This window comes from Salinivibrio sp. IB643, from assembly GCF_001996105.1.
Lineage (GTDB): Bacteria > Pseudomonadota > Gammaproteobacteria > Enterobacterales > Vibrionaceae > Salinivibrio > Salinivibrio costicola.
Map to the genome: position 1 here is coordinate 1 of NZ_MUFF01000035.1, position 23,273 is coordinate 23,273.

General features: G+C 50.0%; 18 protein-coding genes and 3 pseudogenes. 11 read left to right on the top strand and 10 right to left on the bottom strand.

Translation table 11 applies throughout. The annotated features are described in order from the left end of the window. The 3 genes and pseudogenes from BZG77_RS12800 to BZG77_RS12810 form a co-directional block, all read right to left on the bottom strand. Positions 1-407: pseudogene (locus BZG77_RS12800) on the bottom strand (transposase); the annotation flags it as partial. Between the two features lie 91 nt (positions 408-498). Further along, positions 499-1,896: a H(+)/Cl(-) exchange transporter ClcA gene (clcA, locus tag BZG77_RS12805; RefSeq protein ID WP_077647521.1), complete on the bottom strand. Its 1,398-nt coding sequence runs from the start codon at positions 1,894-1,896 to the stop codon at positions 499-501. 361 nt (positions 1,897-2,257) lie between these two features. Beyond that, on the bottom strand, positions 2,258-3,559 hold the full coding sequence (locus tag BZG77_RS12810; RefSeq protein WP_077647522.1) for an alpha/beta fold hydrolase: 1,302 nt from the start codon (positions 3,557-3,559) through the stop codon (positions 2,258-2,260). A gap of 205 nt (positions 3,560-3,764) precedes the next feature. Here BZG77_RS12810 and BZG77_RS12815 point away from each other — a divergent pair, with 205 nt between their 5' ends. The 4 genes from BZG77_RS12815 (at position 3,765) to BZG77_RS12830 (ending at position 8,307) form a co-directional block, all read left to right on the top strand. Next, positions 3,765-4,226 carry a MarR family winged helix-turn-helix transcriptional regulator gene (locus tag BZG77_RS12815; protein ID WP_077647523.1) on the top strand — a complete coding sequence of 154 codons (462 nt, stop codon included), beginning with the start codon at positions 3,765-3,767 and terminating at the stop codon, positions 4,224-4,226. Positions 4,227-4,334: 108 nt separating this feature from the next. Then, positions 4,335-5,393 (top strand): HlyD family secretion protein, encoded by a 1,059-nt coding sequence (locus BZG77_RS12820; protein ID WP_077647524.1) that lies wholly within the window; start codon positions 4,335-4,337, stop codon positions 5,391-5,393. Between the two features lie 11 nt (positions 5,394-5,404). Continuing rightward, positions 5,405-6,442 (top strand): DUF2955 domain-containing protein, encoded by a 1,038-nt coding sequence (locus BZG77_RS12825; protein WP_077647525.1) that lies wholly within the window; start codon positions 5,405-5,407, stop codon positions 6,440-6,442. Positions 6,443-6,702: 260 nt separating this feature from the next. After that, complete coding sequence (locus BZG77_RS12830; protein WP_077647526.1) at positions 6,703-8,307, top strand: methyl-accepting chemotaxis protein; 1,605 nt, start codon at positions 6,703-6,705, stop codon at positions 8,305-8,307. A 54-nt stretch (positions 8,308-8,361) separates the two neighbouring features. Here BZG77_RS12830 and BZG77_RS12835 read toward each other — a convergent pair whose 3' ends face one another. Further along, positions 8,362-9,279, bottom strand: a complete 918-nt coding sequence (locus tag BZG77_RS12835; protein ID WP_077647527.1) for a LysR family transcriptional regulator — start codon at positions 9,277-9,279, stop codon at positions 8,362-8,364. Between the two features lie 138 nt (positions 9,280-9,417). Here BZG77_RS12835 and BZG77_RS12840 point away from each other — a divergent pair, with 138 nt between their 5' ends. The 5 genes and pseudogenes from BZG77_RS12840 to BZG77_RS12860 all read left to right on the top strand — a co-directional run. Further along, entirely contained in the window at positions 9,418-10,566 is a 1,149-nt protein-coding gene (locus BZG77_RS12840; RefSeq protein WP_077577350.1) for an S-(hydroxymethyl)glutathione dehydrogenase/class III alcohol dehydrogenase, read from the top strand. A gap of 38 nt (positions 10,567-10,604) precedes the next feature. Continuing rightward, the gene (fghA, locus tag BZG77_RS12845) at positions 10,605-11,441 is read left to right on the top strand and encodes an S-formylglutathione hydrolase (protein WP_077647528.1); all 837 of its coding nucleotides are present in this window, start codon (positions 10,605-10,607) and stop codon (positions 11,439-11,441) included. A 108-nt stretch (positions 11,442-11,549) separates the two neighbouring features. Then, complete coding sequence (locus tag BZG77_RS12850) at positions 11,550-12,167, top strand: DJ-1/PfpI family protein (RefSeq protein ID WP_077647529.1); 618 nt, start codon at positions 11,550-11,552, stop codon at positions 12,165-12,167. 462 nt (positions 12,168-12,629) lie between these two features. Further along, positions 12,630-13,758: pseudogene (locus tag BZG77_RS12855) on the top strand (ISAs1 family transposase). Between the two features lie 29 nt (positions 13,759-13,787). After that, positions 13,788-14,051: pseudogene (locus tag BZG77_RS12860) on the top strand (IS30 family transposase); the annotation flags it as partial. A 9-nt stretch (positions 14,052-14,060) separates the two neighbouring features. On the opposite strand, the gene BZG77_RS12865 reads toward BZG77_RS12860, so the two are convergent. The 4 genes from BZG77_RS12865 to BZG77_RS12880 all read right to left on the bottom strand — a co-directional run bounded on the left by BZG77_RS12865 (position 14,061) and on the right by BZG77_RS12880 (position 19,068). Further along, positions 14,061-14,984: an aminoimidazole riboside kinase gene (locus BZG77_RS12865; RefSeq protein WP_077647530.1), complete on the bottom strand. Its 924-nt coding sequence runs from the start codon at positions 14,982-14,984 to the stop codon at positions 14,061-14,063. Between the two features lie 234 nt (positions 14,985-15,218). Continuing rightward, on the bottom strand, positions 15,219-16,226 hold the full coding sequence (locus BZG77_RS12870; protein ID WP_077647531.1) for a LacI family DNA-binding transcriptional regulator: 1,008 nt from the start codon (positions 16,224-16,226) through the stop codon (positions 15,219-15,221). A gap of 17 nt (positions 16,227-16,243) precedes the next feature. Beyond that, a complete protein-coding gene (locus tag BZG77_RS12875) occupies positions 16,244-17,653 on the bottom strand; it encodes a glycoside hydrolase family 32 protein (protein WP_158011448.1) in 1,410 nt (469 codons plus the stop codon). Positions 17,654-17,724: 71 nt separating this feature from the next. Next, positions 17,725-19,068 carry a PTS transporter subunit EIIC gene (locus tag BZG77_RS12880; RefSeq protein WP_077647533.1) on the bottom strand — a complete coding sequence of 448 codons (1,344 nt, stop codon included), beginning with the start codon at positions 19,066-19,068 and terminating at the stop codon, positions 17,725-17,727. A 270-nt stretch (positions 19,069-19,338) separates the two neighbouring features. Here BZG77_RS12880 and BZG77_RS12885 point away from each other — a divergent pair, with 270 nt between their 5' ends. Together BZG77_RS12885 and BZG77_RS12890 are read left to right on the top strand one after the other, a co-directional pair. Beyond that, a complete protein-coding gene (locus tag BZG77_RS12885) occupies positions 19,339-19,554 on the top strand; it encodes a TIGR02450 family Trp-rich protein (RefSeq protein WP_077647534.1) in 216 nt (71 codons plus the stop codon). Positions 19,555-19,671: 117 nt separating this feature from the next. Continuing rightward, on the top strand, positions 19,672-20,910 hold the full coding sequence (locus BZG77_RS12890) for a DEAD/DEAH box helicase (protein WP_077647535.1): 1,239 nt from the start codon (positions 19,672-19,674) through the stop codon (positions 20,908-20,910). A gap of 15 nt (positions 20,911-20,925) precedes the next feature. On the opposite strand, the gene BZG77_RS12895 is transcribed toward BZG77_RS12890, so the two are convergent. Both BZG77_RS12895 and BZG77_RS12900 read right to left on the bottom strand, forming a co-directional pair. Further along, positions 20,926-21,621 carry a VC0807 family protein gene (locus BZG77_RS12895; protein WP_077647536.1) on the bottom strand — a complete coding sequence of 232 codons (696 nt, stop codon included), beginning with the start codon at positions 21,619-21,621 and terminating at the stop codon, positions 20,926-20,928. Positions 21,622-21,778: 157 nt separating this feature from the next. Next, positions 21,779-22,753, bottom strand: a complete 975-nt coding sequence (locus BZG77_RS12900; protein ID WP_077647537.1) for a calcium/sodium antiporter — start codon at positions 22,751-22,753, stop codon at positions 21,779-21,781. Positions 22,754-23,273: the final 520 nt, after the last annotated feature.

Here is a 23,273-nt window from a genome sequence, read left to right on the forward strand (position 1 = left end):
CAATCGCTGCAGGGAGGCCCTTAAGGCCATCAACGCACGCAATAAGAGCCACGGTTGTGCAGGTCGGTCAGCACGCTGAGCCAGTGATGGGCACCTTCAGACTCTGACAGGTAAAGGCCCAGCAGCTCTTTTTTCCCTTCAACGTTGAGGCCGAGAATGGTGTACACCGCTTTAGTGATAAAGCGCCCGTTCTCTTTGATTTTATAGTGAATGGCATCGAGCCAGACAATCGGATAGACCGCTTCTAATTGCCGCTCACGCCAAGCCTGAAGCTCAGGCAATAGCTTATCAGTCACGGCATTGATGGTACCGTTGGACACATGAATGATACCGTCTTTGCCGGTGAGGTCTTTACCTTCACGCAAAGCTTGTAAGGCGGTATCCATATCGAATGTTGGTTTGGTCATGTGTCATTCCTTTTTGATACAGTCTAACGAAATGACACAGAATTCTGAACACTACCGCGGCGAGCGCACCGCCATTTTCAATTAGCCGCGATCATGACTCTGCTGATTTCTCAACCCGCAGCTTTTGCTCGCGCACTTTGCGACGTAATAGCTCGGTATAAATCGGTTGGCCGCCAAGTAATTGTGCAACAAGGGTGGCGCCGAGGGTGGTAATAATCAGCGGCAAAATCAGATAGTAGTTATTGGTCATCTCAATCACCAACAAAATCCCCGTGATAGGCGCGCGTACGGTCGCGGCGAACAAAGCGCCCATGCCCGCAATCGCGAACATCCCCGGTTCTATGCCCATCTCAGGATACATATTGGCAACCACTAACCCATAAACCGTCCCTAACAAGGTGCCAAGGGCAAGCATGGGGGCGAAAATGCCGCCCGGTGCGCCGGAGCTAAAACAAATCACCGTCAGCAGCGTACGCGCCATAAAGATAAACAGCAGCGCACTGATGGAATAGTTTAAGCTAACAAAATCTGGCACTACGTTAATGCCGCCATGGGTCAGCTCTGGGGCATAGACCAGCAATAAGCCAAAGAAACCGCCTAGCGTGGCCCCTACTAGCCAGATTCGTTTTTGACTTTTTTGATAAAAACGTTGGAAAAAGTCCTGACACCGCATAATCAAAAAATTAAACAACACGCCAAACACGCCAAAACAACAACCTAGTGCGAGAAAGAACCATAAAGAGGCAAGTGGTGGTGTCTCGTACTGGGGCAGAACTATCACTGCCTCTTGGCCATTGATATAGCGAAAAACGATATCGGCCATGATGGCGGCAATGATCACTGCTTTTATCGAGATCAAGGTATAGCGAAACTGAGGTCGCATTTCCTCAACCACGAACATGATCGCCGCAAGGGGGGCATTAAACGCCGCGGCGAGACCGGCGGCAGCCCCGGATGCAAGCAGTGTTTGGTTACTGTTTCTGTCTTTGATGCGAAAAGTATCGGTGACCATGCGACCAATATTGGCACCGATTTGCACACTAGGACCTTCTCGTCCGAGGATCATCCCTGAGCCTAGCGCACCTAAACCGCCAAAAAATTTCACTGGGATTACCCGCCACCACCGCGTAGGTCGAATGCCTTCCATCGCGCCTTCCACCTCAGGGATCCCTGAACCCGCGGCCTCGGGCGCAAATCGATGGACAAGCCAATAACCCATTAAGGCCAGGCCGGCGCTGATAATAAAAGCGAGTAATCCCAATGGAATCATTGAGCTAATGTTGCTGTCTAGCCAGTCAGTTCTTGACTGAGAGAGGGTATGAATCGCGAGTTCGAAAAGGGTGACAACAACGCCGCCTAAAAAGCCGATGACAACGGCGAGCAAAAGAATAGAAACGGGCGTTTTGTCGCGTGACCATAATTTATCAAAGAAAACGCTAGATTTATAAAAGATGGCTCTTTTCTTGCCTGTTTTACTTACAATTTTCATCTATGTGAACGCAAAGTTTGAAAAGAAAAATGACGATGTATGGGGGCACTCATTCTTGCGCCGACACCGTGCTGGGAACGTCCTGTTCCCCGAGAGAACGCATTTATACTACGCCAATTCACCTAACATGCAAGCGCTTGACCGGTGTCTAATTATTCGGCTAGCCAAGATAAAAATCACTGGAGTAAGCGATACGGGGCGGCGATAACGATAAGGGCATATTTTCAGACGTTTCACTGGGGGAGTCCGTATTGAGTGATAGCGTACCACCTCCCAGTCCCTGAATAATTGATTTGAATTAGATCACAGTTTGTTAGGGACAAAATGTCCGCTGCGACACCATTGGCCGCAGCGGTGCGAATCAACCGCGACCAGGCGCTTGGGTTGCGGCAATATGATCGCCGATCTCAATCAAACGGCTTAAAATCCGCTCACCATCAACGCCAATGCCATTGTGCTCGTATTCGTTAGTCATCCACGCTTGGCTGTTGGCAATCTGCGCCAAGGTTTGACGGGAATAATCGAACTCGACAAACATGTCATCCACATAGGTGGCACAGGCGAGCGGCACCGTATTGCATTTCAGCGCATCCAGATTATACAGCGCCGGCCAATCGCTCTTTTCTGCCAGTAACATGGCAGCGTCTTTGAGCGGTTTAAGGGTAGCCAGTTGATCAAACATCCACGGATACACCATTTCGCCGGTAAAACGGAACGGCTGATCGGGCTGATAGTGGAACTGCGGGAATTGATCGCGCACCCGATGGGCTGACCACTGCGACGCCTGCTGCTGGCAGTAAATCGATTCATGCAAAATAGCGTAAAACGGGTTGGTTAAATACCCTTGGTCAGCCTGCATCGCAGTTAAGAACGGATAGCTTAAGGTACGCTCATCATTTACCTCTATAAAGGCTCGTTCTAGTAAGTAATACAGCGGCAGCCCGGCATGGCCGCGACCGAGATTCAGTCCCAGCGTTTGAAATTGCTCAACGGTAAACGGCTGACCGTTTGGCAGCGTCACCGTATTGTTTTGCAAGTACTGGGCAATCTCGTGACAGCGGGCTTGTGCGTCGGGGAATTGGGCGAAAAACTGCTGGTTCTTGTCTTCCACACGCTGATAGGTTTTTTGATACACCGCATCGGCGTGTCCCTTGAGCGGCGGGATCCCACCGGTGACAAACGCGCGAGACAAGGACTGCGGAAAGAACGACAAATAGGTGAGGGCACAGAACCCACCAAAGCTTTGCCCGAGGATCGCCCATTGCTTGATGCCTAACGCCTCGCGTAAACACTCGGCGTCTTTCACGATGCTGTCGGCGCGAAAATGGCTCAGATACGCTGCTTGCTCGGCAGGTGTGAGATGGGCAAGCGTTTGGTGGTTTACCGGCGCGCTTAATCCCGTGCCGCGTTGGTCGAGCAACAACACGCGATAATCCTCTAATGCGCGTTTTAGCCAACCTGTGGCGCCGTTGGGGCGGGGAGACTCCATGCCTGGCCCACCTTGGAAATACACCAACCACGGCAGATCTGCTTCGTGATGGCGTGTATCAACCACTTCACGAGCAAAAATAGTGATCGGCGTACTATTGGCGTCACTGTGATCCAGTGGGACCTCAACACGGTGACTGCGATAACGGATATAACGATCATAAAGATCTTGCATGGTAATGCCTTTATAAACAGAAAGATGACGATGATTAGGTTATCAGAGTTGTTCGGTCTCAGCGAGCAAGCACGAAGCCGAACTTCTTCGATTTTTATGTGATCTATATCACCTTTATATTTACTTAGCCTGCTAACTATTTTATATTGCTTGTTCTCTATTACTTAGCAGGCTAAGTAATCCGCACGATTGAGGGAGAGATCGCATGACCGCTTCACATCCAGAACATATGTCGATAGCTGAACATCTAGGACGGACCGCACGACTATGGCGACGCGTAGCCGATTCCGAGCTTGAACCACTTGGGCTCAGTTATCCGCGCTGGAGTGCGCTGTGGATGTTACGTCGATTGGGCGATGGCATCAGCCAAAGTGAGTTGGCGCAAGCGTTAGAGATTGAGCTGGGCTCGTTAATGCGCACGTTAAAGCACCTTGAGGAACAAGGGCTGATCACACGGCGCTGCTTACCCGAAGATAAACGCACCCGAACCGTCCATGTCACCGACAGTGGTTGTGAATTAATGTCGCGTATCGAAGCGCGGGTGTTGCGGGTACGCAAACATTTGTTGTCTAGTATCGCCGCTGAAGATTTTGAGGCTTTAGAGCGTGTATTGGTCACCATCAATCAAAACGCACTCGATTACGTAACGTCTTCTCAAGATGAATAAAAAGCAAGGCGATACCTCGTTCTTGTTAGGGCGACGCTGTTCAGCGCGATACTTTCCAGTGCAACACTAATCAATCATGATGTAGATAAGTAAAGGTAATAAGCACGAATGACACCGGATGAAAAATTTTCTCGCTGGGTAAAAATAGCGGCGCTCAGTTTTCTGATCCTTTTCGGTTATTTTTTAATCGCAGATAATACGATGCCACTCACGCCTCATGCGATGGTGACACGCACCGTCACCAAAGTGGCACCACAAGTGAGTGGCCCAGTCAGCGCGCTGGCGGTCGACAACAACCAAGACGTTCACCAAGGTGATGTGCTGTTTCGGATTGAAAGCGCGCCTTACCGTATTGCCGTCGACCAAGCAAAGCTCGCACTTGCCCAGGCCAGACAAAGCAATGCTCAGCTCGATGCCTCCTTGATGGCCGCGCGCCAAGATGTCTCGGCGCTCGCGTCGGTATTGGCACAAAAAGCACGCGAAGCAACTCGATTAAAAGCTCTATTTGCTAAAAATGGTGTGTCGCAGCAGCAGCGTGACGATGCGATTAGCGCGACCGATACTGCACGCGCCAAATGGGAAGCGGCCAAAGCGCGTGTCAGTGCGCTTCAAATTCAACGGGGCGGTGATGGTGCCAGTAATATTGCCGAACAAGTGGCATTGAGCAAGTTAAAGAAAGCGCAATTGAATCAATCGTATACCACCGTAAAAGCCAGCCATGACGGCGTAGTGACCAACCTGCAATTAGACGTGGGCGCCTATGCCAGTGCCGGCCAGCCAATCATGGCATTGGTGTCAGAACGTGCACAAGTGATTGCCGATTTTCGTGAGAAAAGTGTGCGCAACATTGAAGCAGGTTATACCGCGCTAGTGGCGTTTGACAGTGAGCCCGGCGCTTTATATGCCGGTCATGTTACCAGTGTTGATGCGGGGGTCAGTGCGGGACAAATCGATGCTAATGGCCAGTTAGCCTCACCCACCAATTCGAACCGATGGGTACGCGATGCACAGCGTATGCGTCTGCACATTCAACTTGATGAATGGCCATCTCATGCCCTCCCCACGGGTGCTCGCGCCACGGTACAACTGGTGCCTGACCATGGGATAAGCGGTCTGCTCGCAAAAGCACAAGTGGGCTTTCTGAGTATGCTGCATTACATCTACTAAGAGCGAGTGCAATGAATTTATGGCATCACCCGTTAAGCGATAATGATGTACGCCAATGTGCGCGCATAGCCACTGGCGCGACCTTAGGATTCGCGATTTGTAAGTTTTTCGACTGCAGCTTTGGGGTGTTTTTTACCGTCACTCCAATGTTGCTGCTCGGCCTTGTCCCGGTGATCAATGGCCGTGCCGCGCGTCAGCTTTTGGCCTCAGCGGTGATCAGTGGGTTAGAAGTTGGACTGCTGGGCGGATTATTTGGCGCGCATCCAGGGTTAATGACGCCTTTGGTATTCTTGTTGTTCACCTACAAATTTGCCTGCATGTCAAAAGGGCGTTTTTTTCTTTTTGGTGCCAACAGCGTGTTAAGCCTTAGCATCATGCTTCATTTTGCGAGTTATCCCGATTTACCGATTAATACCTTAATCTTCGGTAACCTGGGCGCGAATGTGTTATCGGTCGCAGTGGCGTATCTCGTCACCTGGTTAATTCCTGATGTCACGCCGCGCCAGCCGCCTGCTGCACCCGCAGAGGGAAAACAATCCCATCGGATGCGGCATGAAGCACTCATGGGCGCGACGTTGGCGACGGTCTCGTTTTTTATCTTTCAGCTGTTTGATTTGCGCGATTCGATTTCAGCACAAGCCACCACCGTGTTATTACTGTTCCCGATGCATTGGAACGGCTCGCTCAGTTATGCGCGTAAACGGGCGATTGGTACTGTGTTGGGCGTGGTGTATGGGGTAGGCTGCCAAGTCATTTTATATGATTGGTTTAACGTGCTTATCTTGGTGATCCCGCTGCTTTGGATGGGCACCATGTTGTTTGCTAAAGCGCATTTAAAAGAGGCCGGTGGCTCAGGCGTGGGGTTTGGGGCCATGGCAACGCTCGGGATCTTATTCGGGCAATACTTAAGCCCCAACCAAGACTTCATGTATGATGCCTTATATCGCGTCAGCAGCAACTTAGTCGCCATTGTACTCACCTTGATGCTTTGCTTTATCGTGCATAAATTACTTAATTACTTCCCCGCAACGCGGTTTGGCGTCACTTAACTGCCGCTTATGTTGGGCACGAACATGCTTCGCTTTAGTCAACTAATAATCATGATTTTTGCGGCTAACCTCTCAGCCCAATTTCACTTTTGCGAAGCATCACTTGTTTAACCTATGACCTACCGCTATGATCCTGGTTAACAATTATGTACAGAGAGGAAGTCAGCCGTCTCTCATCTTATTCGCCACTGAATTTTTCGGCACATTACGCGCCGGTTGTGACGGCTTTATTCCTTCCCCATCATTTAAAAGGCAGCGTAGTGAAAAAACTCATCTTAATCGTAGTATGCGCCATGTTTGCCGTTGCGGCCATTGCAAGCATCACCGCAACCACCTTTATCTCGCATGACGAGATTGACAACATTATTCTCAAGCGTTCGCAAGCACAGGCAGAGCTACTTGCCGACCGAGCGGAATACATCTTAGAAAACTCCTCCACGCCTACCGCTGATCTGCAAGACATGGTGTCCGATCTTAAAGGTCGAGACGACATCAGCTACGCAGTGATGATTGATAAAAACATCAAAGCCATTGCCCATAGCGATAGACAGAAAATTGATAAGGTGTACAGCGATAATTATACCGTCGCCGGTGCCGGCCAGGGTCAGCCCCAGCATTCGCGCTGGTACGCCGATGTGCAAGATGTATGGGTGTACGACATTATGATGCCGGTTTATGTCGATGGCCGCCTGTGGGGTGCATTTGATGTTGGTATCCCAATCACGGAGGTAGACAGCGCTGCTAACGGTATCGCCATCGCCCAGCTTACCGCGATTGGCTTGATTTTTATCGGCTGTACCTTGGTGCTAGTGTGGCTACTTGGCCGTTTATTCGCGCCGCTTAATGGATTAGAACATGCGCTGGCAGATATCTCGAAAGGCGATGGTGACCTCACCGTGCGCTTGCCCGTGGCCGGCAATAACGAGATCACTCGCATCTCAGAGGCGTTTAACACCTTTGTGGATAAAATCGACCAAATCATCGCTAACGTGGTCGAAACCGGTGAAGAGCTTGGCCGCTCGGCGGGATCATTGCGCGATAAAGCAGCGCAGTCATTAAAGCGCGGTGAGTCACAAAGCGAGCAAGCCTTGTTGGTGGTCACCTCAATGAACGAAATGATCGCCACCATTAATGAGATCTCGCAAAGTGCGTCTAGCGCGGCGGACTCGGCCTCATCGGCGAATAGCGAAACCGAAGCCGGCAAGCAAACCCTGACCGAGGCAACCGCGACGATTAACCAACTCGACACTGAGATGGATAACATGTCAACGGTGATCACCTCGTTGGCCGAGCGAACTCAGTCGATTGTCTCGATTCTGGATGTGATTCGCGGGATCTCTGAGCAAACTAACTTGCTTGCCTTGAACGCAGCGATTGAAGCGGCACGTGCTGGTGAGGCTGGACGTGGCTTTGCGGTGGTCGCCGATGAAGTGCGCAGCCTAGCGACTAAAACCGCACAATCGACCGAAGAAATTCAATCGACCATTGATCAGCTTCAGCAAGAAGCGAAAAATGCCGTTGATGCTATGGATACCAGCAAGGCATTGACCACCGAGGGTAACCGTGCCACTGAGCAAGCACTGACAGCACTAGAAAGCATTGCCACGCAGGTAAGCACTATCTTAGATATGAACACCCATGTTGCGACCGCGACCGAAGAGCAATCGAGCGTGGCGAATGAAATCAACGTCAACATGGATAATGTTAACCAAGCGGCACAAGCCGGTTTGGAAGATAGCCATAGTCTAGAGGCCAGCAGTCAAGACTTAGCCGGTCTGGCACAAACGCTCGACCAGCATGTCGGCGCCTTTAAAATCTCGGCAATTAAACCGACAACAGGTACCTTGCGGGCGTCGCGTCATTAATTCATCTTTGAATGAGCGCGTACAACAATCGCCAGCCCCGTGCTGGCGATTTTTCTATCGTGCGCCCATTGATGCAGACGTGCTTGTACGCAGCTGGTGGTCGGGCAGGTGGTCGGCAAGAAACTCTAACCACGCGGCTACCTTGGGCTGTAACTGGCGTCCGCTGGGGTAGAGCGCCCAAATACCTTCATCGTCTACCCGATAATCCGTTAATACCTCAACCAGTTCGCCGTTTGCCAATGCTGCCTGCACATAATAATGGGGCAGCTGCGCCAAGCCTAGATCATGCTTAGCCGCATCGAGTAAGGCTACACCAGAGTTACAGCGTAACTTTCCCGATACGGTCAGTGTGCGAATTTTACCGCTGCTTTGATAATGCCAATGTTCATTTGAGCCCACCAAACAGGTATGGCGACTGAGTGCACTGGGTGAGTCAGGAGAGCCATGAGCGGCTAAATAGCCAGGGCTGGCACAAATGGTTAATTGGCGCGATCCCAACCGTTTTGCCTTAAGGCTCGAGTCGGGTAAGTGACCAATACGAATTGCCACATCGGTGCCGGTATCGGTGAGATCTACGCGTCGGTTAGTCAGGTGTAAATCGATCGACACTTGCGGGTAAGCGGTTAAAAATGGCGCAAGTAAAGGGGCAATATATTGCTCACCAAAGTTCACCGGCGCAGTGACGCGGACCAGCCCAGAAGGAAGCGCTTGCGATTGAGTAATGGTTTGCTCAGCATCGACCAAGGCCGCGAGCAGTGGGCGGCAGCGTTGATAATAGAGCTCACCTTCGTCGGTGAGTGACACTTTGCGGGTGGTGCGATGAAACAGCTTCACTCCCAAATACGCCTCAAGCGCAGCCACCCGACGACTTACCGACACCACCGTGATGTCCAATTTATTAGCCGCTTGGGTAAAGCTGCCATGCTCGGCTACCGATAAAAATTCGTTTAATCCTTCCCAATGGGGTGCCATTACCGTCTACCCTGTCTATATTCACTGACACATATTATTACGACAGTGAAATAATGATTTTCAATTTTGCCAGATTATAACTAAAACTAACTTAGTTAGCATAGTTAGGTCGTAATCGTGAACAAAAAGGATTCTCCAATGGCACTAACAATCAAGCCGGGACAAACGCATATCAAATCAAAAGCCGCGGTCGCATGGGGGCCAGGTGAACCCCTGAAAATGGAAGAGGTCGACGTTCAATTACCTAAGCCAGGTGAAGTCCTTGTAAGAATCGTCGCTACTGGCGTGTGTCATACCGATGCCTTTACCCTATCGGGTGACGATCCTGAAGGGGTATTTCCTTCTATTCTTGGCCACGAAGGCGGCGGCATTGTTGAAATGGTCGGCGAGGGCGTGACCAGCGTAGAAGTGGGCGATCATGTGATCCCGCTTTACACTGCCGAATGTGGCGAGTGTAAATTCTGTCTATCGGGCAAAACCAACCTATGTGGCGCAGTGCGTGAAACCCAAGGCAAAGGCCTGATGCCCGATGGCACCTCGCGCTTTTCGATTAACGGCGAGACCATTTTCCACTACATGGGCTGCTCGACTTTCTCGGAATACACGGTATTGCCAGAGATCTCATTGGCGAAAGTGAGCAAAGCCGCGCCGCTGGAAGAAGTTTGCTTGCTTGGCTGTGGTGTCACCACCGGCATGGGCGCAGTGATGAACACCGCCAAAGTAGAAAAAGGCGATACCGTAGCGATTTTCGGTTTGGGCGGCATTGGCCTGTCAGCCATCATCGGCGCTCGTATGGCCGGCGCAAGCCGCATCATCGGCATTGATATCAATGAAAGCAAATTCACCCTCGCCAAACAGCTGGGCGCCACCGATGTGATTAATCCTAACGATCACGATCAACCTATCCAGCAAGTGATTGTCGAGATGACCGACGGCGGGGTCGATTACTCGTTTGAATGTATCGGTAATGTCGATGTGATGCGCCAAGCCCTAGAATGCTGCCACAAAGGCTGGGGCGAGTCAGTGATCATTGGGGTTGCCGGCGCCGGCCAAGAGATTTCAACCCGTCCATTCCAGCTGGTGACAGGGCGTGTTTGGAAAGGCTCGGCGTTTGGTGGCGTAAAAGGCCGCTCAGAGCTGCCCGGCATTGTTGAGCGTTACCTCGATGGTGAGTTTGGCCTGCAAGAATTTATCAGCTATACCATGGGCCTTGATGAAGTGAACCGCGCCTTTGAACTGATGCACGAAGGCAAAAGCATTCGCAGCGTGATCCACATGGACCAATAACAGGACGGCCGCCGTGGCAACGCGGCGGTAAAATAACCATGCAACTAGAAAAAATAAGCGAAAACAAAGTCGCAGGCGGTTGGCACCAACGTTGGCAGCATGACTCTAGTGCCACCAACGGCAAAATGATCTTTGCGATCTTTCTGCCTGAGAAAGCCAACACCCAACCGGTGCCCGTACTCTACTGGCTCTCGGGCCTGGCCTGCACCGACGAAAACTTTATGCAAAAGGCCGGCGCGTTTAAACAAGCCGCCACCTTGGGCATGGCGATTGTGGCGCCGGACACCAGCCCGCGCGGCGAGGGTGTGGCGGACTCCGATCAATACGATCTCGGCCAAGGGGCGGGGTTTTATGTTAATGCCACCCAAGCGCCGTGGCAGTCGCACTACCAGATGTACGACTACGTCGCCAATGAGCTGCCCGAGCTGATTGAATCGCACTTTGCGGTCAACAACCAGCGCGCGATTGCCGGACACAGCATGGGCGGCCACGGCGCGCTAGTGATTGGTTTGCGTAATCCCTCACGCTACAGCAGTATTTCCGCGTTCAGCCCCATTTGTCATCCCACCGATTGCCCGTGGGGCAAACAGGCCTTTAGCGCTTATTTAGGCGATGACGAACAAACATGGCAAGCCTACGATGCCACCGTGTTACTCGCCCAAGGCCCCACCGCCATGCCGATGCTGGTGGACCAAGGCGATAAAGACGGCTTTTTGGCCGAGCAGCTTAACCCGCAAGCCCTGAAACAAGCGGCAGAGACACACAACTCCCCGCTCACCTTGCGCATGCAACCCGGCTACGACCACAGCTACTTTTTCATCAGTACTTTTATTGATGAACACCTCGCCTTCCACGCCACCCGCTTTGCGCGGTAAGGTAAATGATCCTCACCACCGTATACATGTTATGCGGTGGTTTGCTCTCCTTTTATCGTAAATCATGATATCTTATTGAAATAAATGGCTATAATGTAAAAGGATATTATGTATACCGTTGCGATTGTGCTATTTGATGCGTTTACTGACATCGATTTCTTTCTCATGCGCGACATCTTTGGACGTCTCCCTCAACATTGGAATGTACGCGTACTTGGTACCAAATCCGAACACATATCGACGCTTGGGCTCTCGGTAACAACAGATGGGGAACTCAGTGAAGCAAGTGAAGCTGATGTTGTATTGATTACCAGTGGCTATAAAGGCGTACCTGCCGCATTAAACGACGATGCGTTTATGAAAGCTCTATCGCTTAATCCCAATCACCAACTTATCGGCTCGATTTGTGCGGGCTCCTTTATTTTGTATCGATTAGGGTTGTTAGGCGGGCGTCAACTGACCACGCATCCCGATGCTAAACCTACCCTTGAAGCCATGGGCGCAGAAGTGCAAGACCAGCCGTTAGTGATTGATGGCAATATCGCCACGGCTGGTGGATGTTTATCGGCACTTTATCTAACTGGATGGGTGGCAGAACGCTTATTTGATACAAACGTGCGCCGAGAAATGCATCGTCAATTACTCCCCGCAGGACAAGCAGCAACATATGAAGCTCTGATTGAAGAAACAATTCAGTCAGCAAAAGTCACTCATCTTCCTACCTAAAATCTCGTTCAATCAAAATAACTCGCAACGTTCAAACCCGAATCAGGCGATTACGACTCGCCTTTTTGGGACCAATCTAACAAAACAAGGCTTGGCTAACACTTTGGACAATAGCGCACGAAAACCAACACAGCGCTTGATACACTAACCCGCAAAGTAGCCAATAAATGGCGTGTTAGGTGCCGACAACTGATCGGCGGTAGCGAGGTGAGTGGATGGATGGTTACAGCTTATCGCTTGGGGGTAGAGTGAATGCCCGAGCAGAGAGAGGCTGCATGCCAGGGAAAACGCATGAAGATCCGCACCATGCCTGGGCTAGCTATTTAATGACTTAGTTGCCACTTAAGGCTAAAAAACGTGCGTCATGCCATATTTATTAATTAAAATAAGTGAAAAAAAGGATCAATTTGTTGATCATTTTCAGTGCGATTTAATGATCTCCTAACGTTTAGGAAATTAAAAATGACAGTAGATAAAAGTCTATTTATGCATTTCGTTTCCATTAGAGACATTCGCCAAGAAGGAAAAGTTGAACATATGTTATCAGATATTATTTTGATAACGATCTGTGCGGTGTTGTCTGGTCATGATACCTGGAAAGGAATTAGTGATTATGGACGTAAGTAGAGTGATTTTTTATTACGATTTGGCTTATCAGGTAAAACCTCACACTCGGCAGATACGATTGCAAGAGTGATGGAAACAATCAGTACAAAAGCATTACAAAAAGCCTTCATAGAATGGATGAAATCGTGTCATGAATTAACAGATGGCGAAGTAGTTGCCATTGATGGAAAAACACTGAGAGGGATCATATAACCGAGTAACAGACCAAGCTGCGATTGATATGGTTAATGCGTTCGCAACCGCAAATGGTGTATGCCTCGGGCAATCAAAAGTAAATAGTAAAACCAATGAGATTACTGAAATAATTAAACTGCTGGAATTGCTTTATATTTCTGGGTGTTTGATTACTATATATGCCATGGGTTGTTAGCGAAAAATCGCACAGAAAATCATTAATAAAAATTCCTATTGTTTGCTCGCTGTTAAAGGAAACCAAGGTAAGTTAGATAAAGCGTTTGATAATTATTACCGCCCCTCAATGCTTAAACATTTTGATGGCGATAGCTACTCATCACAAGAGAAATCGCATGGACGTTTAGAAACACGATGTGCACTCATCAATACCGATTTAAGTGTATTAGGTGATTTGGCTTATGATTGGCCTGAACTAAAAACGATGGGCATCATGGTGAGTGTTCGACAAGAAGGCAAACACGCCGACGAATCCGATATTTCTGTACGCTATTATATAAGCTCAAAAGCACTGACAGCGAAAGAGCTTCATGATGCCACTCGCTCGCACTGGTTAATTGAATCAATGCACTGGCAACTCGATGTTGGATTAAAAGAAGACGCCTGCCGAATTAGGGTAGATGACCGAGCTGAAGTTTTTGCACGAATAAGGCAAATGGTTTTGAATTTATTAAAGCAAGAGAAGAGTTTCAAAGCCGGCATTCAACGCAAGCGAATGATGTGCGCGATGGACCAAGAGTACTTGGCGACCGTGGTGGGAAGCCTTTCATGACGGGGATGTTCATGCGTTTTCCGTGGGCGATAGCCGAGGCATTAGAGACAGAAATTTACTTTGCTCGCCCTTATTCATCATGGGAGCGAGGTTTAAACGAAAACAGTAACGGGCTGCTCAGGCAGTATATTCCCAAGGGCACTGACCTGCGTGAAATCACTGAAGAAGAGGTGATGCAAGCTGTGGCCCGTTTGAATGCTCGACCAAGAAAATGTCTTGGTTTTAGGCAGCCTAGCGTTATCTTTGACAAGTTATGCCAGGCTGCAGACGAGAGTGTTGCACCTCGCGGTTGAATCCGCGGACTATGCGGAAAGAAAGTCCGCTAGTGCTTGTTGAGTTGGCAGAGCGGTCATCGCCCCTTTTTGGGTGGTTGCCAGCGCGCCACAGCCGTTGGCCCAGATCACGGCAGCCTGGATGGTCGTGTTATTTTGCCATGAGCCAGACTGAGACAGTTTAGCCAGCAAACCGCCTACGAAGGCATCGCCCGCACCTGTGGTATCGGCTGGTGACACCGGTTTGCTCGGAACGATAGCCTGCTGACCGCCAAAGATCACCAACGCGCCTTTAGCGCCCTGAGTGATGAGCGCCAGGGTGTTATTGAATGCCTTGAGCGCTTCAATGCCGGTTTCCAGTGTTAGGGTATCTGTCAAAAATAACAGTTCTTCTTCCGAAAATTTCACCACGTCGGCCAGCGTAATTGCTTCATGCACAACGGGTTTTATTTCGTCCTGGTTCGACCACACTTCCTCACGAAGATTCGGGTCAAAGCTGACAAAGCCGCCAACTTTTTTCATGCGGCGCATGGCTTCGAGTGTCGCGCTACGGCTTGGGTCATTGGCTAGGGCTATCGAGCAGGTATGCAGCCACTCATCGGCCGTGAAAGCGGGGATATCGGCGTCCGTGGTGAACTGATCGGCACTCGGTTTTACCATAAAGGTGAAGCTGCGCTCGCCGTTGCTATCCAGATCGACAACCACGGTAGAGGTACGGTGTTCCTCATCAAGATGCAGCTTTGTAGTATCGACCTTCTCCTCTGTCAGTGTGTGCACCAGAAAACGCCCCAGAGGATCGTTACCGATACGGCCAAAGAACCCGGCATCGCCACCCAACCGAGAAATGGCGACGGCCACGTTGGCAGGCGCGCCACCTGGGCACTTCAGGTAGGAGTTTTCTGTGTCCGGGATAAGATCAACAACCGCATCACCGGTTACCCAAATTTTTGTCATGTTTAATCGCTCTGTCATAATAGTTAGGCATTTTGACACAATGCAAGGCACTATATCTTGCCACATATATTTCTACTGTAATATTTATTGTGCATTTCAATTCATTTGTGTCGCATTATTGCATGTGGCGGATGAGTATGGTCATCACTTCCGCCAGCCGTGCGTACCCGTCTAGCTACCTATTAATTGTTAGTGGGGAAATAGCATCTTGGTTGATCAGAAAAGAGACGACGTTTATTTTTTCTGGGTGCTTTCCCGCACGGCCAGGGAGTAGGGCACATAGCTAACATGGTTCTTTGGATCCTCCATTGACTTGTCAATAAAACCATGCAGCAATTCCGCGGCAATACGTCCCGACTCGTTGAAGTCATAGACTAGTGAGGTGATTTTCGGGTTGTAGTAAGCAGACAGCATGCCGCCGCCCACACCACACACACTGACATCCTCGGGTACGCGGTAGTGGTGCTCAAGCAGGTAGTTGATGGCACCAATGGCCATTTTGTCGTTAGCGGCAAACACGCAATCCGGCTTGATGTGACTATGATCAAAAATCGCTTGGCACGCCGTGTACCCGCTGGTAACGGAAAAGTCGCCGATGGCTATCCAATGCGGGTTCACTTCCATCTTGTGGTACGACAAGGCATTAAGGTAGCCTTGTTTGCGTTTCTGACCAATGGAAATGTCGGCTTCAGACACGCTAATGTAGGCGATACGCTGATGATTTTCTGAGATCAGATAATCGACCATGTCTTTCGCTGCTGCCGCTTCATCAAATACCACGCTGGGAGCGATACCGGTCGCGGACTGCCCCATCACTACCAGTGGCAGGTTCAGTGTTTTAAACTTTGCTTCATGCTCCGGCGTGATCTCGGTAGCCACCAGAATGATGCCGTCGACCTGCTTCTCGCGGAACACATCCAGAAACTCCAGCTCTTTCGCAACATTGTGGTTGGTGTTGCCGAGGATGATGGAGTAGCCCTTGTCGGCATAGTAGTGATCAATGCCGGCAATATTTTCACCGGATGACGTCGCGTTGATTTTCGGCAGGATCACACCGATGGTCTGACTACGTTTGGAGTGCAGGGCTTTTGCAAGCGCGTTGGGACGATAGCCGGTTTCATCCAGCACGCGCTGGATACGCTCTCGCGCCGCTTTCCCAACATAGCCAGAGCTATTAATGACCCGAGATACGCTGGAGGTAGACGTTTCCGCTAGCTGTGCAATTTCTTTGATGGTTGGCATATGTCGAGTTCTTATTCTCAGTAGTCGTATCTAACAAGGTGACTGATTATACAGGATCCTGTGGTCGTCATCGTCGTGCTGGATTTCGCTTTGGATGGAAAAACACACAAAGAGAAGACTTCTTCACCCTGGTTGACAAAAATCTCCACAATCGAGTGGTCAAAGAATATCTGCAGGTCGAGAGTATCTGTGCGGCTTAGCACGCACTCGCGGCTGCCACTACGGTATGCTGTTTGACTGCGAACCACCTTGAATAACGCGGTATAGTTGTCGAAAGTGATATCGAGATACTCGCCATTTACTTCCGCCAGCCTCAGCGAGAAGGAACCTGCCAGCTCTTCGATTTTTACTTTCAATTCAAAGCAGTTATCGCTATCAAAACTGAAAGCGCGCTCCGGCGTTAATCGCTGCGCCGGCCAATGCTGTTTGCTGACGCGCAGCGTTTTGTGCGCGTCTACTGGCTTTTGGTAAACCTTACCGTCGATAAGATGTAGAGTTCTCACTAAAGACAAGGCATGAATCCAGTTATGTTGAACAGTAGGCTGGTCATCTTCGTCCGGGATCCCAATCCAGGCGCTGAGCAGTCGTCGACCGTCTTCCGCTTGCGTGGTTTGCGGTGCGTAAAACTCAAAGCCACGATCGAGAGGTTGGAACTCGCCATGGCGATACTGGACATTTCGATAATCCAGCTGGCCCACAAAATAGCCATTGTTGTGGCGATTGTGGAAATCCATGCCACGCGGCGCTATGCCCTGAGGGCATCCGATTAGCACATCTTTTCCATCCAGTGAAAACAGATCCGGACATTCAAACATGTAGCCAAAATCACTGACGCTGTTGATGCCTTCTCCCGCGATGGGCCCTGCAAAAGTCCACTGCTTGGCATCGTCTGAGGTGTAAAGCAGTATTTGCCCAGTCAATTGGTCCGTTTGTGCACCCAACACGCAATACCAGCGTCCGTCCTGCTGCCAGACTTTCGGATCGCGGAAATGGGCGGTATATCCTCGCGGTTGCTCTGCGATGACTGGTCCCAACTTTTCATATTTTTCGAGCTTAGTGTCGGTAGCCTTCGCTAGACACTGGGTCGACTTGCGCTGGTTGTTTTCATCTTTCAGGTTGCCGGTGTAGCACAGATATAGCTCGTTATTCAGCTCGAATGCACTGCCGGAATAGCAGCCGTTTTTATCGTAAGCTGCATCTGGTGCCAGCGCGGTGGAGTGGAGCTGCCAATTGACCAGATCCTGGCTGGTGCAGTGCGCCCAAAACTTGGTTGCGTGTTGGCAAGCAAAAGGGTGCCACTGGAAAAACAGGTGGTATTGGCCATTTAGCTGGATAAACCCGTTTGGATCATTCAGCAAACCAGCAGGCGGTGTGATATGAAATTTCGGACGCCAGTGGTCGTCCGGTGACGGCGTGGCCTGGCGCATAACGATGTTGGCTTGAGCTAGTAGTGAATTCATAGGCGTTAAGAGCCCATTGCTGGGCTTCTATGTACTCTTTATGCTTTTGAGGTTTTAAGAAGAACTCGGGTGGCGATCATGGAAGCGGACATGCCGATGACGATCATCGCGATATACATCATCAAGCCATGGCCCAGATAAGCCGGGATCGCAGGCAAGTAAGTCACACCCATCACTGAAGGCGCGATATGCATGATGGTGGCGAATGCCCCTGCAATTGCACCACCGATCATACCGGCGGCAAACACCTTGCTGTTGGTGAGCGTGATACCGAACAGCAGCGGTTCAGTGATGCCAAAGAAGCACGGCACGATGGAAGAGTAGTTTAGCGTTTTCTGCTTTTTGTCTTTCAGCGTCATGGTATAAGCAATCGCTGCGCCAGCCTGACCGGCCATTGAGGCGGTGATCAGTGCGTTCAGTGGGTTCACTTTCAGCGTGGACAGGAAGTTCAGCTCTACCACCAGCAGGCTGTGATGTAGACCAGTCACCGTCAGCACTTGCTGCAAGGCACCGAAGATCGCACCACCGATACCAAACGGCAGGTTCACGATAGTTTCTGAAGAGATCATGACGCCATGTTCAACAACGTTGAAGATAGGGCCGATTATCAGTAAGCCTGCCAGCATACCAATGGTGATGGTGAGAAATGGTGTAAACACTAGTGCCACTACAGACGGCATCCATGACTTGATCCAGCGCTCCAGGCTGGCACTGAAAATACCTACGATTAGCGCCGGAATAATGGTGCCCTGAAAACCCTGAACCTGAAAAATACCGAAAGAGAGAGGCTCGGCATCCCCTGCAGCCACGGCCCAGGCGTTTGGCAGCATAGGGGCGATCAGCATGAGGCCCAGCACCATACCAATAACTGGTGTACCGCCAAAGCGTTGGAACGAGGACCAAACCACTAGGGCTGGTAGGAAAATAAAGACGGTGTCTGTCACCACTTGTGTCATGACGAGTACATCAGGAGACAGAGTGATACCCAACTGTTGAGCAAAGCCACGTAATCCCATGAATAGACCGGTCGCAACTAACACCGGGATCAATGGAATGAATACATCCGCTAGCGCGCGAAGGCCTTTCTGGAACGGGTTCATGTTGTCATAAACAGCGCCTTTGGTGTCTTCCAAATCCTTGTCTACCAAATTCTTCATTTCGGCGAAAACCACGTTCACCAATCCAGTGCCTAAAATCACCTGATGCTGTCCTGATTGCAGGAAATAACCGGCGACCCTAGACGTATTCTTGACGGCTTTTTCATCTACTTTGGCATCATCATTCACGACGACACGCAGGCGGGTCGCACAATGCTCCATTGCGCGGATGTTCTCTTTACCGCCCAGCGCAACTAGTAACTTAGATGCTATTTTATCGTTCATGTCTACACTCTCTGAAGGTGTGAAAAGCTTTTCATGTGGTAAGCTTTTCATGTTTTCGGTGTTGCAATCAAGTAATAATTCTGACTGCGATACGGAATTATAATTTGCGTCACATTTGAGCGTTTTTTGTACAGAAGGGGTTGGCAGGTGAGGGCAGTAGTACCGCACTAAGAAATCGCACGAGTCGACCCCCAACTACTGAACCAAACCGAACCACGTTCGTACTGGGTATCGTCATTTTTAACCGAATCAATATCTAACGGGGTGAGCGTGAATCAAATCAATCCAGCCAAATTACGCAATAGCAAGTGGACGGCGGTAAAACCTATCCATCGCGAGAAGCACTTTTTGGTCTCCGACGTCGAGTATGATGAAGACGGTGTGGTGGTGTTGTGCGTGCTCGAGTCGGTGCTGTCGAAAAAAGAGTATCCGATTGACTGGCGTGAGCTCAAAAGTGACGAGAAGTGGCGTCAAGGGTGGAAGTAACACGTACGGTGTGAGCGTCTAAAATAGGCGGGGTTATCGAGCAGAGTGTGGTACAGTCCGCGCCCTGTTTTCACGCATCTTTGTGATGTTGGCTGCCGCTAAATAAAGGTCTCGTTCATGCCGTTTTCTACTCTCTCCTTGTGTTCTGAATTGCTTCACGCGCTGCCCAACACGTTTAAACAACCAACGGCCATTCAAGCGTTGGCGATCCCAGAGCTGTTAGCGGGTAACGATGTCTTGGCATTGGCAAACACCGGCAGCGGCAAAACGCTTGCCTACGGTTTGCCTTTGTTGGAAGCGTTAAACGCAAACCCTCAGCATCAAGCGCTGATTTTAGTGCCAACGCGTGAGCTGGCGATGCAGGTCAGTGACGCGATCAACCAAGTGGGTAGCGCCTTAGATCTCAGTGCCATTTGCTTGTGTGGCGGTGTTGATAAAGCGGCGCAACAACAAGCACTGGCGTACAATCCCAACATTTTTGTGGCGACGACAGGGCGCTTGGTAGATTTAGCCAATAATGGTTTGGATTTGAGCACGGTACATTATCTTATTTTGGATGAAGCGGATCGTTTGCTCGATATGGGGTTTTGGCCGGATGTGCAAAATATTGCGATGCAAACTGCACGTAAACGCCAAACCGCGATGTTTTCAGCGACGTTTTCCGATGCGCTCAAGCAAAAAGCCAACCAGCTAATGGTTGCGCCAAAACAGCTCGCCGCGCATCAAGAAAACAGCACCAATCAAGAGGTCACAGAAACACTTTACTTGGTCAACAAAGGCAGCAAAGCGAAAGCCTTGATTGAATGCATCAAGCAGCATGCTTGGCCGCAGGTGTTGGTGTTTGTGGGAGCGAAAGAAAATGCCGATGGCTTGGCGAAAAAGCTCAACAAAGCGGGCATCTCGGCCAGTGCACTGCATGGCAATAAAGTTCAAACCGAGCGAGAGCAAGCCCTGGCGCAATTCAAATCTGGCCAAATCAACGTGTTGATCGCCACCGATCTATTAGCGCGTGGCATTCACATTGAACACTTACCGGTGGTGATTAATGTTGAATTGCCCATGCACGCCGAGACCTATATTCACCGCGTGGGGCGCACTGCTCGTGCTGGTGAACAAGGTGTGGCCATGTCTTTGGTGTGTCATGGCGAAATGGACGCACTGAACGCCATTCGTCATCTCACGCAAAGAGCATTGCCCGTGCAAGCGCTGGACGGTTTCCCGGTGACAGACAAACCATCGATAGGGGAAAGTAAACGCGCTCCTCGCGACAAGAAAGCCAACCGACGCACGAATGCGAAAAAGAGCATTAAGCAGTTCCAGGCGAAGCCGAAACGCCCAGCGTCGGGGGCAAAGTAAGGCGTGTCAGAGTTGTTATTTGAGGTGGAAGATTTGCTCTGTTTCTAGCGATGTCATCGCGCGTACCTGACGCCAAATGTAATAGAAAATACCGAACATCATCAACATGCTAGGGATAGCAATCATCGGATAACTGTATAGCGTCATCTTACCCAGCTCTTCATTAAAGGCGGGCGTGCCCGCAGGGCTGGTCACGATCCAAGTCGCCAGGAAGTAATTCATCGCTGATGAAAACGCAAAGGTGCTGGCGAATAGATAGTTAGACCGCATTAGACAACGTTCAAAGGCCGAGGATTGACCATTCTCTTTTAAACGCTGATTAATCAACGAGAGGTTGAGCACGGTGTCATTCAATATTAACTTTTGCATCAGTGGGTAGCGGGTAAAGGTTGAGCCTAATACGGTTAAACCGATGAGGCCCGGGATCAGCGCCTCTTTCAAGGCTAACCAACGCGTATCTAGCTCCAACAAGCCAATCCCGCCTGTCAGTAACACGCTGATAAAGCCAAGTGCAGCGATAAAATTGAATTTCTGGTGGCGGACCAGATCCATCCCGCCGTATATGAGAGGAAACGCCAAAGCGACGACCAATGCCATGGCTGTGCCTAGGTATTCATCCCCGCTCAACTTCATCAGGATGATCGAGGGGATAAAAACGTTGAACAGGATTTCAAACAGGGGACTCGGCTTCTTCGCCGTCGTGTTACTCATAGTATTTTACTGACTCTACGCGACATGAGCTGCCATTGTACTGTGCCACGCAGTGTTCATCTAGTCGCGATTGATGTAAAGCGCAAAAGCGCACCGTTGTGTAACTATGTGTGAAATCAGCAGGTGTTTGGCTCTTAATCGCTTTTACTTTTAAGCATTAAGCTGAGTGCGTCGCATAAACCAGCATGCTGGTGTAACCCACATAGCAGGCGAGCAGTAATACCCCTTCCGCGCGGTTAATTTCGCGTGTCTTGCCAAAGCGAACAGAGACCAAAATCAGCAATACGGTCACAGCCAGCATCACCATCCAATCTCGCCAGAAGACTTCTCTACCAATCTCGTTAATGGGCTCGATAAGGCCGGCGATACCAATCACGGCCAGCGCATTGAACATGTTCGAGCCGACCACGTTGCCCACGGCGATATCATGTTCGCCTTTGCGGGCGGCGATGATAGACGCTGCCAATTCAGGGAGGGAAGTGCCGAGGGCGACGATGGTTAGGCCAACGATCAAATCACTCACGCCAAGTTGTTGCGCGATTTCAACCGCGCCCCATACCAAAATCCGCGAGCTAATAATCAGCAGCACTAGGCCAATCACCAGCCATATCAACGCCTGTTTTCGAGAAAGTGGTTGATTGGTTAGCTCGGCATTCACCTCCTGCGCGAGCGGATCGTCTTTGGTTTGCATAGCATGTTTGATGGACCATCCAACCAGCAGTAAAAATCCACCGATTAAGATCAAGGCTTCGGTAAAGCTAATGGCATAATTCCATAGCATGGCGCCAACCGCCAAAGTGACGACGAGAAGAATCGGTAATTCTTTACGGACAATGGTGGAATGCACCGCAATCGGGGCGATCAGCGTGGTGACCCCGAGTATTAAGGTGATATTGACGATGTTAGAGCCTATCGCATTGCCCAACGCTAACGCCGGGTTGCCATCCATCGCGGCCATCGCCGAAACCACCATTTCTGGCGCGGATGTGCCAAACCCGACCACCAACATGCCGATTAATAAAGGAGGCACGTTGGCGTACTGAGCACTCGCAGCCGCGCCGTCGACAAATCGGTCGGCACTCCATACCAACAACGCAAATCCAGCGATAATCGCAAGTGTTGCTAGCAGCATATTGTCCCCTTAGTAGAAAAGAAAAGTTAAATGGGCTATAACCTAACGCCTAGATGAAACAACTAAGATTCATTACGCTAATGTTAGTCAATGAGTTTTCTATCATCAACTTGCTGTTGCGTTAAGCACCGTATACTTAACACAGATTTTTGGTTTTGCAACATAAAAATAAATGGCAGTTAAATGTAAAACCGAGATTCCGCAGATATTTTTAGAATTTATTTTGCCGAAGAGACCGACACGTTCATGACAATTGCAAAATCTTGCTGCCTTTGAGGTACTAGCAGACAGGCATGTGATTTATGATGACGAGTCACCTTTAACCTCCTGATAGTAGTGAGAGATAGTGTAACCGAATACCAACATCAGAAACCGACTTGGGTAGCCACCATTGAATGATCTAGTCATTCGATACGTGAGGAGAGTCACATAATTTATTAGATGATTAGGTGCGGAATGACGGGTAAAAAGGAGTGATAACGATTACTAATCTATAAAATTGGATTGCGTCATATGATAG

Excerpts from the sequence above, each read along its gene's own strand:
- clcA (WP_077647521.1), bottom strand. The coding sequence starts at position 1,896 with ATGAAAATTGTAAGTAAAACAGGCAAGAAAAGAGCCATCTTTTATAAA.
- BZG77_RS12810 (WP_077647522.1), bottom strand. The coding sequence starts at position 3,559 with ATGCAAGATCTTTATGATCGTTATATCCGTTATCGCAGTCACCGTGTT.
- BZG77_RS12815 (WP_077647523.1), top strand. The coding sequence starts at position 3,765 with ATGACCGCTTCACATCCAGAACATATGTCGATAGCTGAACATCTAGGA.
- BZG77_RS12820 (WP_077647524.1), top strand. The coding sequence starts at position 4,335 with ATGACACCGGATGAAAAATTTTCTCGCTGGGTAAAAATAGCGGCGCTC.
- BZG77_RS12825 (WP_077647525.1), top strand. The coding sequence starts at position 5,405 with ATGAATTTATGGCATCACCCGTTAAGCGATAATGATGTACGCCAATGT.
- BZG77_RS12835 (WP_077647527.1), bottom strand. The coding sequence starts at position 9,279 with ATGGCACCCCATTGGGAAGGATTAAACGAATTTTTATCGGTAGCCGAG.
- BZG77_RS12840 (WP_077577350.1), top strand. The coding sequence starts at position 9,418 with ATGGCACTAACAATCAAGCCGGGACAAACGCATATCAAATCAAAAGCC.
- fghA (WP_077647528.1), top strand. The coding sequence starts at position 10,605 with ATGCAACTAGAAAAAATAAGCGAAAACAAAGTCGCAGGCGGTTGGCAC.
- BZG77_RS12850 (WP_077647529.1), top strand. The coding sequence starts at position 11,550 with ATGTATACCGTTGCGATTGTGCTATTTGATGCGTTTACTGACATCGAT.
- BZG77_RS12865 (WP_077647530.1), bottom strand. The coding sequence starts at position 14,984 with ATGACAAAAATTTGGGTAACCGGTGATGCGGTTGTTGATCTTATCCCG.
- BZG77_RS12870 (WP_077647531.1), bottom strand. The coding sequence starts at position 16,226 with ATGCCAACCATCAAAGAAATTGCACAGCTAGCGGAAACGTCTACCTCC.
- BZG77_RS12875 (WP_158011448.1), bottom strand. The coding sequence starts at position 17,653 with ATGCGCCAGGCCACGCCGTCACCGGACGACCACTGGCGTCCGAAATTT.
- BZG77_RS12880 (WP_077647533.1), bottom strand. The coding sequence starts at position 19,068 with ATGAACGATAAAATAGCATCTAAGTTACTAGTTGCGCTGGGCGGTAAA.
- BZG77_RS12890 (WP_077647535.1), top strand. The coding sequence starts at position 19,672 with ATGCCGTTTTCTACTCTCTCCTTGTGTTCTGAATTGCTTCACGCGCTG.
- BZG77_RS12895 (WP_077647536.1), bottom strand. The coding sequence starts at position 21,621 with ATGAGTAACACGACGGCGAAGAAGCCGAGTCCCCTGTTTGAAATCCTG.
- BZG77_RS12900 (WP_077647537.1), bottom strand. The coding sequence starts at position 22,753 with ATGCTGCTAGCAACACTTGCGATTATCGCTGGATTTGCGTTGTTGGTA.